Here is a 14,570-nt window from a genome sequence, read left to right as displayed (position 1 = left end):
CAGTCGTACCCGGATCGGTAGGAAAGTCGCCGTTCGCAACATGTGCGGCGGCCGAACGGACGGCGGACCACCTCGGCGTCTGGGCTGTACCCGGCTTTCCACATAGACGAGGCGGGGCCCGTGGCCTAGGGCCAACGGGCGCCGCCTGCAAGCGCGAACTTCTCGGGCGACCAAGCGTGCAACTCTGGTCGTACCTACATGGACTCGGCGTGTGGCGTCCCACTACGCAGTCCCTAGACGACGAGCCTCCCGCGGCGCGCTGCGCGTGGGTACCCGGAGTCCGCGCACGGAGGTTTGCCGGGGTGGAACAGGCTTCTCTTCTACCTGCTCCCTGGCCGACCGAACGTCCGCACCTACTTTCTACGCCGTGAGCCCGGTCACTTCAAGTGCGCGGATGGGTGCACCGGTACAGAGGCTGGATCGGGTGACACCGGCACCCTGCGCGACGGACAATTCGAGGCTGGGCCAAGCAAACCGGAAGCCCTGCGGCCGTGTGGGTGGCGGCTGATCGGCTATCGGGACCGACGGCGACGGTTGAGGCCGTACCAGGTCGCCCCGGCCGCCACCGCGCCGACGCCGAGCGCGACCATCCCCGCCGATCGGGCCGGGAGCCGGCTGCGCAGCGACATCGGCCGGTCGAACGCCAGGATCGGCCACCCGCGCTCGAGGGCCTCCCGCCGCAGGAGCTTGTCCGGGTTGACCGCGTGCGGGTGCCCGACGACTTCGAGCAGCGGGATGTCGGTGCTCGAATCGGTGTAAGCGAAGCACTCGGCGAGGTCGTAGCCGTGGGTTGCGGCGAGCTGCTTCGCGGCGACGGCTTTGTTGGCGCCGTAGCAGTAGAAGTCGACTTCGCCGGAGTAGCGGCCGTCGACGATCTGCATCCGCGTCGCGACGCTGCGGGTCGCGCCGAGCATCTCCGCCACCGGCGCGACGACCTCTTCGCCGGTCGCCGACAGCACGATGACGTCGTGCCCGTCCTCGCGGTGGCGCGCGATCAGCTCCGCCGCCTCCGCGTACACGAGCGGGTCGACGACGTCGTGCAGGGTTTCGCGGACGATCGCCGAAACCTGGGCGACGTCCCAGCCCGCGCACAACGCGGAAACCTCGGCCCGCAGCCGCTCGGTCTTGTTTTCGTCGGCGCCGGCGAGAGAAAACACCAGCTGCGCGTAGGCGCTTCGCAACGCGGCGCGACGGTTGATCAATCCTTCTTTCAGCAACGGTTTGCTGAACGCCAGCGCGCTCGACGAGGCGATGATCGTCTTGTCCAGGTCGAAGAACGCGGCCACCGCGTGCTCCGGGCCCGGCTTCCGGATGCGCGACGGGGCGCTGCTCGGTTCGGCCACTTGCCCAGGATAGGAGCTTGATCGCGGCGCGTCCCGTCGATCCGCCACCCGCGCGGCGCGGCGGGCGGAAAATCCATGACAGTCAGGCACTTCCGGCGCGCTGTGCCGTTACCGAACTGTGTGCCTCGCCCGGCGCGCGAACCGGCCACCGGCGGAGTTACAGTGATGGAGCCCGGTGTCCAACCGGGCCGGTTCAGTCCGACCCCCCGGGGCTGAACCCACGGCGGCCCCCGTCCCTCCCCCCTGGCGGGGGCCGCCCTCTTAACTCTCCTCTTACCTTTCGGCCTGCGCCTTCGGCGCAGGTCTTTTTGCCTTCGTCTAACCTTTCTCGATTCCGTTTACCCAGGCCCTCTCGGCCATTCTCGGATTTGGTCGAATTCGTCGAATGCGGATATTCGTCCGGCTTTCCCGCCGCATGTGCGTCGCGGGCGGGCGCGATCTTGCCACACCCCACCGACGAAACCGGCTCGCGAGCCGCGTCCCGGGCGGCAGTTGTCCACAACACCCCGGTTGTCCACAGCCGCCCGTCCGCCCCGTTGCGCCCCCGCACCGCCCCCCGCGACGGTGGAACCCGGGCCACCCACGGCCCCCACCGACGACGGGGGAGGAACGCATGACGGGGGAACGACCGCTCGTGGTCGCCGCGGACGAAACCGTGCTCGACGAAATCCTGCGCGTGGCCGCGGTCGCGGGCTGCGAGCTCGACCGGGCACCGGACCTGACGGCGGCCCGCGGCCACTGGGCCCGCGCGCCACTGGTGGTCCTCGACGAAGAAGCCGCACGGTTACCACCTGTGCTGCCTCGGCGAGGTGGGATCCTGCTGGTCTGCAAGGGCAACCCGGGGCCGCGGACGTGGGAGAGCGCGTTCCGCGGCGGCGTCGAGCGCGTGATCTCGTTGCCGGACGAGGAGACCGAACTCGCGGGCGCTTTCGCCGACGTCGTCGAGACCCCGGCGGAGGAAGCCGGCCTGGTGCTCGGCGTGGTCGGCGGCCGGGGCGGCGCGGGCGCGTCCGTCTTCGCCGCGGCGCTGGCGCTGGCGGCCGACCGGGAACCGGGTGGCGCCCTGCTGGTCGACTGCGATCCCCTCGGCGGCGGCCTGGACCTGTTGCTGGGACTGGAAAAGACGCCGGGACCGCGCTGGTCGGAGGTCCGGCTGAGCGGCCGCGTCTCGGTACCGGCGCTGGCGGCGGCGCTCCCGCAGCGAAGACATCGCGGCGGCAGCCTGCCGGTGCTGGCGTGCGGCCGGGAGGGCGAAGGCCCGGCGGTCGAATCCCTGTCGGCGGTCCTCGCGGCCGGCCGCCGCTCGGGCCGCACGGTGGTCTGCGACCTCCCGCGCACGCTGACCGACGCGGCGGCCGAGGCGGTCGCGGTGGCCGACCTCGTAGTCCTGATGGCACCGGTGGAGTTCCGCGCGTGCATGGCGGCGAAACAGGTGCTGCGACCGCTGTCGGCGTTGACGGCCCGCCTCGGCGTGGTCGCGTGTAGACGGTCCCGGTCCGGCATCGCGGCAGCCCAGACGGCCGGCCTCCTCGGCCCGCCACTGCTGGCGACGATGGAGCCGGAGCGAGGCCTGGCAACGGCAATCGAGCGCGGCGAGTTCCCGGCAAAGCCGGCAGGCCCGCTGGCGGGGGCGGCAGCGACGGTCCTGTCGGTAGCACGCCGCGAAGCCCGGGCGGCGGCCCGATGAGCCCCCGCATCCACTCGCCGGCCCCGCTGGTCCAGCCGTCCTCGTCGGTCCAGCTGTCGTCGGTCTCGGTGGCCGCGTCGCCCTTGCTGCCGTCGTCGGCTCCGCTGGCCCAGCCGCCGGCGTCGGTCCCGTCGCCCTCGCCGGCGCCGGCGGCCTCGCTGGCACCGCTGGTCCAGCTGCCCTCGTCGGTTCAGCCGTCGTCGGTCTCGGTGGCCCAGCCGCCGGCGTCGGTCTCGCCGTCGTCGCCGGTCCCGTCGCCCTCGTCGGCGCCGGCGGCCTCGCTGGCACCGCTGGTCCAGCTGCCCTCGTCGGTTCAGCCGTCGCCGGTCTCGGTGGCCGCGTCGTCCTTGGTGCCGTGGTCGGCCCAGCCGCCGGGCCAGCCGCCCTCGTCAGTCCAGCCGGCCTCACCGCCCTCGCCGCCCTCATCGGCCCCGCCGATCAAGGTGGCCGAGCTCCTGCTGCCCACGGTCCTGGCCCTCGCCGGCCGCGGCCCGGTGAGCGCGGAGACCTTCCTGACCGCGCTGGCGGGCACCCGCGTGACAGCCCACCCCGGCACCACCCAGCCCCCGGCGGTGCGCCCGTGACCACCGACTTCGTCGACCGCGTCCGCAACCGCCTCGCCGGCGACCGCCGCCAAGCCGATCCGGTCGCGGTCGCGACGGCCGTCCGGGCCGAGGCCGGCGGAGCCCTCGGCCACGACGCGGTGCTCGACGCGGCCCGCCGGGCCAGCGCCGAGTTCATCGGCGCCGGCCCCTTGGCCCCGCTCCTGGAGAACCCGGCGACGACCGACGTGCTCGTCACCGGCCCGGCCGAGGTCTGGACGGACGGCGCGGAAGGCCTGACCCGCACCGAAATCCGTTTCCAGGACGAGGAAGCCGTCCGCCGGCTGGCCCAGCGTCTGGCGCTCGCGGCCGGGCGCCGGCTCGACGACGCACAGCCCTTTGTGGACGGCTGGCTCCCCGGCGCCGGCCCCCACGGCCGCATCCGCGTGCACGCAGTACTCCCGCCGGTCGCGGCGAACGGCACGTGCCTGTCGCTGCGCGTCCTGCGCCCGGCGACGCACGACCTCGCGAAGCTGCAGGAGCTCGGCGCGTTCGACGAGAACGGCGCGAAGGTGCTGCGGACGGTCGTCTCCCGGCGGATGGCGTTCCTCGTCACCGGCGGCACGGGCGCGGGCAAGACGACGCTCCTGGCCGCGCTGCTCGGCGCGGTGGAGCCGGCCGAGCGAATCGTGTGCGTCGAGGACGCCGGCGAGCTGCACCCGGCGCACCCGCAGTTCGTCAGCCTCGTCGCCCGCCCGGCCAATGTGGAGGGTGCTGGCGCGGTGGGCCTGCCGGAGCTGGTCCGCCAGGCGCTGCGCATGCGGCCCGACCGCCTGGTGGTCGGCGAGGTCCGCGGCGCCGAGGTGGGCGCGTTGCTCGCGGCGATGAACACGGGCCACGACGGAGGCGCGTGCACGGTCCACGCGAATTCACCGGCCGAGGTCCCGGCCCGCATGGAGGCGCTGGCGGCACTGGGCGGCCTGGGCCGCGACGCCGTCCACAGCCAGCTCGTCGCGGCGATCCGCGTGGTCCTCCACATGAGACGCGACCCGGGCGGCCGTCGACGCCTCGCAGAAGTGGGCGTGCTCCGAGCAGAACACGGCCGAGCACGAGTCGTTCCAGTATGGCGAGCGGGCCGCTGGACGATCGACCGCCACCTCTTCACCACGACGGGAGCGATCGCGTGCTGAGCGCGCTTCTCACCCCTTGGTTCCCGCTGTGCTTGGGAGCGGCTCTGGCCTGCTGGCCCGCGGCACCGACCCGCCTCCAGGCCGCGGTAGAGCCCCCGGCGACGGTCCGCGTCCCCAACGTATGGGCGCTGCTCCGCTGGCTACTACCCACCGCGTCGGCAGGGGCACTGGCGGGCGCGGGAGGCGCGATCGCCGCAGCCGTCCTGACGCTGGCATGGCACCAGGAGCGCCAAGCCCACCGCCGAACGACGGCGGAAATCGAGCTGGCAACCCACACGGCAACGGCATTGCGAACCATGGTCTCGGAGCTGCGTTCCGGCGCCCACCCGGTAACGGCGGCAGAGGCGGCAGCCGAGATGGTCCCACCGCTGGCAGGCGACTTGCGGTCCTTGGCAACATCGGCCCGCCTGGACGGCAACCTGAAGTCACCGGCCCTCCCAGAACTGGCCGCGGCGTGGACGCTGGCCAAGCGCCACGGCCTCCCGATGGCGGACGTCCTGGAAGCCACCCGCCGAGATGCGGAGGCAACGTTGACCTTCGCGCGCAGAACTCGGGCAAAGCTGACAGGCCCCCGAGCAAGCGCAGCGGTCCTCACCGGTCTCCCGATGCTGTGCATAGCGCTCGGCCAGGTGATGGGCGCATCCCCGCTGGAGGTTCTGACGCAGAGCACGCCAGGCCAGCTGCTGCTGGTGGCTGGCAGCACCTTGCTCTGGGCAGGGACAGCTTGGTGCAGAGCCTTGACGGGCCGGGTGCACCTCCGATGACCGCGACCTCACACACCACCCGCGCCCGGCTCGGGCGGCCGCGAGCGTCATGTCCGTGCCTGCTGGGAGCGACACTCCCGCTCGTCGCGCAACGTCCCCTGAACGACCGGAGGCGAAGCCGATGACTGCAACCGCTCTCCTTCTCTGCGGCGCTGCTCTCCTCATCTGGCCGAACGAAGCCGCGGCAAGACGATTCACCTGGCTGTCCGGCACCACCCCCAAACCCCGCAAGCGGCCTCGAGCGATCCCCGAACTCGCAACCACCCTCGGCGGCATCTCGACCGCAGTCCTGATCGGCGGCCTACCCGGAGTGGCCGTAGGAGCCCTGCTGACCGCCGCCGGGTGGTGGGCGGTCCGCCGCAGCCGCCGGCCGCGCGCACCGACCCTCGACATAGCCGCCAAGCTCCGGCTCGCCAGAACACTCGATCTCCTCGCGGCCTGCCTCCGCGCCGGGCTACCGGTCCCCTCGGCTCTCGACGCGGTGGCCGATACCGCCTCGCCCGACGCGAGTGCGGCCCTCCGCTCGACCGCCGGCCTGCTCGCCCTCGGTTCCTCGGCGGAGGAGGCCTGGGTCCAAACCGTCCCGGGCCTCGGCGAACTGGCGGCGGCGGCGATCCGGACGTCCCGTTCGGGCGCCGCGTTCGCCACGGCGGCCGCCGACCTCGCCGGCCGGTTCCGCGACGAACTCGCCACCGAAGCCGAGGAACGCGCGGAACGAGCCGGAGTGGCGCTGGCACTGCCCGTCGGCCTGTGTTTCCTGCCGGCCTTCTTCTGCCTGGGCGTGCTGCCGGTCGTCCTCGGCCTGGCCGGACGGCTCGGCCCGCTCTTCTGACCACCGACAAGTACTGAAGGGAAACCCCATGCGCGCGCCCCGGTCCGACGACGGTTCCACCACGGTCGAGTACGCGATCGTCACGGTCGCCGTCGCGGCTTTCGCGGCCGTCCTCTACACCCTGCTCACCGGCGACTCGGTCGTCTCGTGGCTGACGAACCTGGTCATGAAGGCCCTGACGGTGCCGTCGTGAGCCGAAGAGACGAAGGAGCGATAACGGTCGAAGCCGCCCTCGGCCTGGCCGGCCTGACGGTAGCAACGGTCCTGCTGGTCGCAGCCCTGACGGTCATGACGAGCCAGATCCGCTGCACAGACGCAGCCCGCGAGGCCGCGCGGCTCGTGGCCAGAGGCCAGCCACACGAGGCGGCGTCGGCGGTCCACCAGATCGCCCCACCGGGCGCCAACCTCGCCATCCGCCGAGACGGCGATGCGATAAAGGTCGAGGTGACCGCTTACCCGACAGGCGGGCTGCTGCCCGCGCTCCACCTGAACGCGACGGCCTACGCGGTCGCCGAACCCGGAACGGAGGCCACTGATGAAGGAGGCTGACCCAAACCAGGACAGCGGCGTGGCCACCATCTGGACAGCAATGGCGGTGGCAGCGCTGACGGGAGTGGCGGTCCTCGGCTGCTGGCTGGCGACGGCGGTCCTCGCCCGTCACCGTGCCGAGACAGCCGCCGACCTGGGCGCGCTCGCGGCCGCCTCGCACGCAGTGGAAGGCCCAACCCGGGCTTGCGAGCGCGCCAGATGGATCGCGGAGCGGATGGCGGTCACGCTCCTGACCTGCAGATGGCAGCAACTGGACGCGTTCGTCGAGGTGCAGGCACCAGGCCTGGCGTTCGGCGGACTGCCCGGTCCCTCCGCCCGGGCCCGAGCCGGACCCGCGGACCGGCCACCGTGACCGGCTCGCCGGCCAGAGCTGGGCCAGTCCGCCAACAGGCCGTTGTGACTGGCTTTCGGTCACGGCTCACGCGGGGCCCCGCCGGCTGGCCGCGGTGGCCGGCTCATCGGCGGGAGCCTGGGCTGGCCATGGCGACCGGCTCATCGGCCAAGGCTTGCGTCGGACTCACCCGCCAGGCCGCTGCGACCGGTCGGTCGGCTGGTCCATCGACTGGAGCCCGCGCGGCCCCAACCGGCAGCTCCTCGCACGAGGCCCCCGTGCGGGACCGGCGCCGGATCGCCGTGCCGGCTGACCGCTCACCGGGACCCCACAGCACGCCCGCTCGCCGGACGCCGACCGGTCGGTATGCCACGGTGACCGGCTGATCCGTCCGGGCGGACGATAAGTGGCCAATTGTCACGGGCAGCGGTCGGTAGTGCACGGTGAGCGGTCGACCACGCTGCTCACCTGGGCCGATACCCCACGCGAAAGCCGCCGCTCGCCCCATCGACAGGCCTCCGCTCCAGGGGATTCGCGCGACGAACGGTCCTTGGGCGGCTGCCGTTCACCGTCGATCCGCGCCGATGGGTTCGGTCGGGCCGTAGGGACTACCGGGCGTTCATCGCCGCGTAACCACCGGTTGTCGCGCGGGGGTTCCGGGCAATGTGCAATTTGCCGTTAAGTGAGATGTGCGACACCACGGCAGGGTCCCAGGCGGTCGCGGAGAACCGGAACCTAAGGCAGGAAAGACAATGTTGGACGCGAATTGGCCGGACAGCTGGCGCGGCGCCTTCCGCATCGAACTGCGGGCGGAGGCGATCGGTCTCGCCTGGCGTGGCTGGCCGGTGCTCCCGGGCGTCAACCCCGCTCCGCTCACCGACGGCGACGACCTGACCTGGCGTCGTCCGGTCCCGGCCAGTGACACCTGGCGCGAGCAGATCGGCACCCACGCCCACGAGGTCGCCACCTGGTTCTCCGACCGGACCCACAGCCTCCTCGTCGCCACCGGCACCGTGCTCGACGCCATCGAGGTCGACGACGAACTCGGCAAGCGCGCCTGCCGCCTGCTGCGCGCCATCGGGCACCCCGCGCCCATCATCGCGCTGCCGAACGGCCGGTGGCTCTTCCTGACCACCGTCGCCGACCGCATCCCGGCCGAGCTGGCGGCGCGCGCCGACATCCAGTGGCACGGCAAGGACAGCTACATCCCGCTGCCGCCGTCGCCGTTCCAGCACGGTGTCGTGCACTGGCGCGTCAAGCCCGAGGTCTGCGGCTGGCAGCTGCCGGACGCCGGCGAGGTGCACGACGTTCTCGTCCGCGCGCTGGCCGGTGCCGAAGCCCCGCAGCTGGTCCAGTCCACCGCGGCCTGAACCACCCGAACCACCGCCGCCGGCCGGTCCCAGCCCGGCCGAGGCGGAGCACGACACAACTCCATGAACCACCAAGTGGCCGTCTAGGCACCGTGTTGACGCAACGCCCCGAGCACGGTTCCCAAGACAGCCACCGCCCCCGCCTTGTCCAGCGGATCGTTGCCGTTCCCGCACTTCGGCGACTGGACGCAGGACGGGCATCCCGTCGGGCACTCGCAGGAGACGATCGCCTCCCGCGTTGCGGCCAGCCACGGGACAATCGCGGCATAACCGCGTTCGGCAAATCCCGCACCCCCGGGATGGCCGTCATGCACGAACACCGTCGCCTCCCCGGTGTCTTCGTGCCACGCGGTACTCACCCCGCCGATGTCCCACCGGTCGCACGTAGCGAACAGCGGTAGCAGGCCGATCGCCGCGTGCTCGGCGGCATGCAGGGCACCGGGGACTCGTGCCGGAACCAATCCGGCACTCCCCGGTGCCCTGCCACCCTCGTGAACGGGCCCCCGACCGTTCGCCAGGGGTTCCTCCCCGGTCCCCACCGGCCCCGCAGATTCGGTCCCCACCCGATGGCCCCCGGTCCCCACCTCGCCATCAGCGGAAGCCGAGGCCGAACCCGAAGTCGAAACCCGCGGACGTACCGCCGGACCCAGCAGCGGCGACGAGATCGTGTACCAGACCGCCCGCGTGTGCAGGCTTTGCTCCGGCAGGTCCAACGGCGTGCTGTCCAGCACCTCGCCCGACGGCCGTCGCCGCAGGTAGCCGACCACCTGCGACGTCACCGCCACCTCGCCGAGGCACACGCTCACCCCGCCGAACTCCTGCTTCTCCTGCGTGCTCAGCACCGCGATGTCCACGATCTCGCGCGGCGTCGTCGTCCAGTCCGGGTTCTCCGCGTGGACCATCGCCAGCCCCTGGTCCAGGTCCAGCTCGTCGACGACGTACGACGACCCTTGGTGCAGGTAGACCGCGCCGGGGTGGACCGCGAAGCACGCCGACCCCGGGTCGACCGTGCCCAGCATCCGCCCGGAGTCCGACTCGACCACCGCGATCTGCTCGCCGCCTGTCCCGCGGATCCCGACCTCGGCGTGCGGCCGGTCGCGGGACGTCCAGTACCAGCCGCTCGACCGGCGGCGCAGCAGCTTCTGCTCCGCCAGTTCGGCCAGCACCTCCTGGGCCGCCGCGCCCCCGAACATCTCCAGCTCGGGGACGGTCAGCGGCAACTCCGCCACCGCGCACGCGAGCTGCGGCGCCAGCACGTACGGGTTCGCGGGGTCGAGTACCGCCGTCTCCACCGGCCGCGAAAGCAGCGCCTCCGGGTGGTGCACCAGGTACGTGTCGAGCGGATCGTCGCGCGCGACGAACACCACCAGCGCCGAGTCGCCGGAGCGGCCCGCCCGGCCGGCCTGCTGCCAGAACGACGCGAGCGTGCCCGGGTAGCCGGCCAGCACCACCGCGTCCAGCCCCGCGATGTCGACGCCCAGCTCCAAGGCGTTGGTCGTCGCGACGCCCAGCAGCCGTCCCGACAGCAACGCCGCCTCCAACGCGCGACGCTCTTCCGGAAGATAGCCAGACCTATACGCCGCAACGGTTTCCGTCAACGCCGGGTCCACTTCGGACAGTATGCGACGCGCACCCAGTGCGGCCAGCTCCGCGCCCCGCCGGGACCGGATGAACGCCAGCGACCGCGCGCCTTCGACGACCAGGTCGGCCAGGATCCGCGACGTCTCCGCGCCCGCCGAACGCCGGACCGGCGCGCCGTTCTCCCCGGTCAGTTCCTCCAGCAGGGGCGGCTCCCAAAGGGCCACCGTCCGAGCGCCGCGCGGCGACGCGTCCTCCGTCACGGCCTCACAAGGCACGCCCGTCAACCGCGAAGCGAATGAAGCAGGCGAAGCCGTCGTCGCTGATGCGAGCACGAACACCGGCGAAGCACCGTAATGCTCGGCAACGCGCCGAAGCCGCCGAAGCAGCAGAGCGACGTGCGAGCCGAAGACGCCGCGGTAGCTGTGGCACTCGTCGACGACCACGCAGCTGAGCCGCCGGAAGAACGCCGCCCACCGCCCGTGCTGCGAAAGGATCCCGCGGTGCAGCATGTCCGGGTTGGTGAACACCCAGTTGGCGTGCGCGCGCACCCAGTCACGTTCCACCATCGGCGTGTCCCCGTCGAACGACGCCGCCCGGACGCCCGGGACGTCCAAAGAGGACACCGACCGCAGCTGGTCCGCGCCCAGCGCCTTCGTCGGCGACAGGTACAGCGCGTTCGCCTTCTCGCCCGCGGCCAGCCGGGACAGCACCGGCAGCTGGTAGGCGAGCGACTTGCCCGACGCCGTGCCGGTCGAAATCACGACGTGCCGGCCCTCGTACGCGTGCGCCGCCGCCTCCGCCTGGTGCGCCCACGGCAGCGACACCCCGCAGTCACCGAACGCGCGCACCACCGCCGGATCGGCCCACGACGGCCACGGCACGCACGTCGCGGACCGGCCCGGCAGGTCCGCGACGTGCGTGATCGGGTCGTCGCGCGCGGGGATGCCGGCGGTCACCCGCCCCAGCAGCCGCCGCCCCCGTGATTCGTCCACCCGCCGAGCTTGGCACAGGGGTACGACAGTTCCGCCAGATCGCCGGAGCCCCAACGGAATCCGGCCGGAGGGATCGATCAAGTGAGGAGGCTCACAAGGTAACGGAATGTACTGTCCCGGGGACGCCTTAAAGGCGCTGGTTGCGATACCAATACACTCCCGCAATCCACACCCTCTGTGGTGAGCGTCATGCGAGACGTGCATCGCCGCACGGCTAGCGTGTCGCTCGGTACAGGGTCCATGCCAGCGTCGGCCGTGTCGAACCCCCGGCTTGCCGTCGACGCTGGCGATCGGCGACGTCTCCTGGAGGACGAATGTCACGGCAGTTCCTCGCGGAGGGCGGGTCCATCACGCTCTCCGGAGGTGGCTACACGATTGTCGGTGTAGTCGCCGTGGTCGCGCTTGCCGCACTCGTCATCGGCTACGTCCTGCTCAAGGAGGTGCTGGCCGCAGGCCAGGGCACCGCCAAGATGCAGGACATCGCCAAGGCGGTGCAGGAAGGCGCGGCCGCTTACCTCAAGCGGCAGCGGAACACCCTCGCCATTTTCGGCGTGATCGTGTTCCTCCTGCTCTTCGCACTTCCCGCCGACGACTGGAACGAGAAGATCGGTCGCTCGATCTTCTTCCTGGTCGGCGCGGCGTTCTCGTTCGCGATCGGTTACCTCGGCATGTGGCTGGCGACGCAGGCGAACCTGCGCGTGGCCGCCGCGTCGCGCGAGGAAGGCGGCCGCGAGGTCGCCATGCGCGTGGCGTTCCGCACCGGCGGCGTCGTCGGCATGATCACCGTCGGCCTCGGCCTGTTCGGTGCCGCGGTCGTCGTGCTGGTCTACACCGGCCAGGCGCCCAAGGTGCTCGAAGGCTTCGGCTTCGGCGCCGCCCTGATCGCGATGTTCATGCGTGTCGGCGGCGGTATCTTCACCAAGGCCGCCGACGTCGGCGCGGACCTGGTCGGCAAGGTCGAGCAGGGCATCCCGGAGGATGACCCCCGCAACGCCGCGACCATCGCGGACAACGTGGGCGACAACGTCGGCGACTGCGCCGGCATGGCCGCGGACCTCTTCGAGTCCTACGCCGTCATGCTCGTCGCCGCGCTGATCCTGGGCAGCACCGCCTTCGGCGTGCACGGCCTGATCTTCCCGCTGATCGTGCCGGCCATCGGCGTCATCACCGCCGTCATCGGTGTCTACATCACCAAGGCGCGCGCGGGCGAAGGCGGTCTGGTCACGATCAACCGCTCCTTCTACATCTCCGCGGTCATCTCCGCCGTCCTGTCGGCGATCGCGGCGTTCGTGTACCTGCCGAGCAGCTTCTCCGACTTCGGCGCGGGCTTCGAGAACTCGGGCAACCCGGCGGTCATCGCGACCATCGCGGTGATCATCGGCATCGTGCTCGCCGCGGTCATCCTGAAGCTGACCGGTTACTACACCGGCACCGAGTACAAGCCGGTCAAGGACGTCGCGGAGACGTCGGAGACCGGTGGCGCGACCGTCATCCTGTCCGGCATCTCGGTCGGGTTCGAGTCCGCTGTGTACACCGCGCTGGTCATCGGCGCGGCCGTGTTCGGCGCGTACCTGCTGGGCGGCGGCGTCGCGCTGTTCGCCGTGGCGCTCGCCGGTACCGGCCTGCTGACCACCGTCGGCGTCATCGTCGCGATGGACACCTTCGGCCCGGTTTCGGACAACGCGCAGGGCATCGCCGAGATGTCGGGCGACGTCGACGAGAAGGCCGCGCAGATCCTCACGGAGCTGGACGCGGTCGGCAACACCACCAAGGCCATCACCAAGGGCATCGCGATCGCGACGGCCGTCCTCGCGGCGACCGCGCTCTTCGGGTCCTACTCGGACGCGATCACGAAGACGCTCACGGGCATGGGTAACGGCGTGGCCACCGGCCTCGACGCGGCCAAGTCGTTCGTCAACGAGATCGTCAGCCCGAACACGCTGGTCGGCGTGATCATCGGCGCGGCCGTGGTGTTCATGTTCTCGGGTCTCGCCGTCAACGCGGTCTCCCGCGCGGCCGGCGCGGTGGTCTACGAAGTCCGCCGCCAGTTCCGCGACATCCCGGGCATCATGGAGGGCACCACCCGCCCCGAGTACGGCAAGGTCGTCGACATCGTCACGCGCGACTCGCTGCGCGAGCTGACGACGCCGGGTCTGCTGGCCGTCTTCGCCCCGATCGCGGTCGGCTTCGGCCTGGGCACCGGCGCGCTCGCCGGCTACCTGGCCGGCGCGATCGCCTGCGGCACCCTGATGGCGATCTTCCTCGCCAACTCCGGTGGCGCGTGGGACAACGCGAAGAAGCTGGTCGAGGACGGCAACCACGGTGGCAAGGGCTCGTCCGCGCACGAGGCCACCATCATCGGTGACACCGTGGGTGACCCGTTCAAGGACACCGCCGGCCCGGCGATCAACCCGCTGATCAAGGTCATGAACCTGGTCTCGGTCCTGATCGCGCCCGCCGTCGTGCAGTTCTCGATCGGTCCGGACGAGAACGCCGCGGTGCGCATCATCATCTCGCTGGTCGCGGTCGCCATCATCGTGGCGGCGATCGTGGTCTCGAAGCGCCGGGGAACGGTCCTTTCCGACACCCCGACGGAGATCAAGGCCTGACGCACCACCGTTCCCGGGCCCGGCACGCAGCGTCGCGTGCCGGGCCCGGGGCGTGTCCGGTCTTCCCACACTGGCTCGGCGACTTGCGAAGCAGCACCGAATCGGTACCGTCGGCCCTTCCGGGACGTCGTCGAGCAGGAGGTGTTCAGGTGCGGCCGCGGTCAACCGTCTTCGCCGCCCTAACCACGACGATCACGATCGGCCTCGCCGGCTGCGGGCAGCAAGCTCCCGCGCAGTCGCCGGCGCGGGACCAGGGTCTGTCGGTGACGACCGTGGTGCCGCAAGCCGATCCCGCGGCGAGATGGGCGGACGCTTACTGCGGTGCGGTGACGCACCTCGTCCGCACCCTGGCGGACCTGCCGACCGTGGACCCCAGCACGCCGCAGCAGGCGTCGAGGACGTCCAGCGACCTGCTTTCCTCGGTGGTCGGCGGGCTCGACCAGAGCCTGGCGGGGCTGAACGCGCTCGGCGCGCCCCCGGTGCCGTCCGGGGACGGCGGCCGCGAGCACGTCATCGGCCAGTTCTCCGAGATCCGCACGCAGGCCGAGAACGCCCGTCAGCGCATCGACGCCGTCCGTGGCGACGCGGTGGCGACGAAGGAGGCGCTCGGCGAGGCCAAGGCCACGCTCGACCGCATCGATGCCCTCGACTACCTCAAGGGCCTCGAGGGCGTGCCCGCGCTGGCCGCGGCGGAGCAGCGCGCCCCGGCGTGCCGCCAGCTCGATCAATCTCCCAGGTGAAGATCTCGCGCAGAATCGAACTTGTGTTCTAGTATGGCGC

13 protein-coding genes are annotated in these 14,570 nt (G+C 71.7%); 11 read left to right on the top strand and 2 right to left on the bottom strand.

What is annotated here, in order from left to right:
• Window positions 1-512: 512 nt before the first annotated feature.
• Window positions 513-1,343: an HAD family hydrolase gene (locus tag ACERZO_RS42030; protein WP_372671564.1), complete on the bottom strand. Its 831-nt coding sequence runs from the start codon at window positions 1,341-1,343 to the stop codon at window positions 513-515.
• A gap of 613 nt (window positions 1,344-1,956) precedes the next feature.
• Between ACERZO_RS42030 and ssd the strand changes: the two genes are divergently transcribed.
• The 9 genes from ssd (at window position 1,957) to ACERZO_RS41985 (ending at window position 8,608) form a co-directional block, all read left to right on the top strand.
• Complete coding sequence (gene ssd, locus ACERZO_RS42025) at window positions 1,957-3,030, top strand: septum site-determining protein Ssd (RefSeq protein WP_372671563.1); 1,074 nt, start codon at window positions 1,957-1,959, stop codon at window positions 3,028-3,030.
• On the top strand, window positions 3,027-3,614 hold the full coding sequence (locus ACERZO_RS42020) for a hypothetical protein (protein ID WP_372671562.1): 588 nt from the start codon (window positions 3,027-3,029) through the stop codon (window positions 3,612-3,614). The genes ssd and ACERZO_RS42020 overlap by 4 nt, the downstream gene beginning before the upstream one ends.
• A complete protein-coding gene (locus ACERZO_RS42015; RefSeq protein ID WP_372671561.1) occupies window positions 3,611-4,762 on the top strand; it encodes a TadA family conjugal transfer-associated ATPase in 1,152 nt (383 codons plus the stop codon). The genes ACERZO_RS42020 and ACERZO_RS42015 overlap by 4 nt, the downstream gene beginning before the upstream one ends.
• Window positions 4,759-5,526, top strand: a complete 768-nt coding sequence (locus ACERZO_RS42010; protein ID WP_372671761.1) for a type II secretion system F family protein — start codon at window positions 4,759-4,761, stop codon at window positions 5,524-5,526. Before ACERZO_RS42015 ends, ACERZO_RS42010 begins: the two co-directional genes overlap by 4 nt.
• Window positions 5,527-5,647: 121 nt before the next feature.
• Window positions 5,648-6,358, top strand: coding sequence for a type II secretion system F family protein (locus tag ACERZO_RS42005; RefSeq protein WP_372671560.1), 711 nt, complete (start codon window positions 5,648-5,650; stop codon window positions 6,356-6,358).
• Window positions 6,359-6,386: 28 nt separating this feature from the next.
• Window positions 6,387-6,551 carry a DUF4244 domain-containing protein gene (locus tag ACERZO_RS42000; protein ID WP_091389387.1) on the top strand — a complete coding sequence of 55 codons (165 nt, stop codon included), beginning with the start codon at window positions 6,387-6,389 and terminating at the stop codon, window positions 6,549-6,551.
• A gap of 20 nt (window positions 6,552-6,571) precedes the next feature.
• Window positions 6,572-6,907 carry a TadE family type IV pilus minor pilin gene (locus ACERZO_RS41995; RefSeq protein WP_372671760.1) on the top strand — a complete coding sequence of 112 codons (336 nt, stop codon included), beginning with the start codon at window positions 6,572-6,574 and terminating at the stop codon, window positions 6,905-6,907.
• On the top strand, window positions 6,894-7,259 hold the full coding sequence (locus tag ACERZO_RS41990; protein ID WP_372671559.1) for an Rv3654c family TadE-like protein: 366 nt from the start codon (window positions 6,894-6,896) through the stop codon (window positions 7,257-7,259). The genes ACERZO_RS41995 and ACERZO_RS41990 overlap by 14 nt, the downstream gene beginning before the upstream one ends.
• A gap of 731 nt (window positions 7,260-7,990) precedes the next feature.
• Entirely contained in the window at window positions 7,991-8,608 is a 618-nt protein-coding gene (locus tag ACERZO_RS41985; protein WP_372671558.1) for a bifunctional DNA primase/polymerase, read from the top strand.
• Between the two features lie 83 nt (window positions 8,609-8,691).
• Here the strand turns inward: ACERZO_RS41985 and ACERZO_RS41980 are convergent, their stop codons facing one another.
• Window positions 8,692-11,145 (bottom strand): DEAD/DEAH box helicase, encoded by a 2,454-nt coding sequence (locus tag ACERZO_RS41980; RefSeq protein WP_372671759.1) that lies wholly within the window; start codon window positions 11,143-11,145, stop codon window positions 8,692-8,694.
• A 350-nt stretch (window positions 11,146-11,495) separates the two neighbouring features.
• Between ACERZO_RS41980 and ACERZO_RS41975 the strand changes: the two genes are divergently transcribed.
• A complete protein-coding gene (locus ACERZO_RS41975) occupies window positions 11,496-13,790 on the top strand; it encodes a sodium-translocating pyrophosphatase (RefSeq protein WP_372671557.1) in 2,295 nt (764 codons plus the stop codon).
• 149 nt (window positions 13,791-13,939) lie between these two features.
• On the top strand, window positions 13,940-14,530 hold the full coding sequence (locus tag ACERZO_RS41970) for a hypothetical protein (RefSeq protein ID WP_372671556.1): 591 nt from the start codon (window positions 13,940-13,942) through the stop codon (window positions 14,528-14,530).
• Window positions 14,531-14,570 lie beyond the last annotated feature (40 nt).

Origin of the sequence: Amycolatopsis kentuckyensis (assembly GCF_041679295.1) — a bacterium.
GTDB lineage: Bacteria > Actinomycetota > Actinomycetes > Mycobacteriales > Pseudonocardiaceae > Amycolatopsis > Amycolatopsis kentuckyensis_A.
The sequence above is the reverse complement of the archived record's forward strand: the minus strand, read 5'-3'. Positions and strand labels throughout refer to the sequence as shown.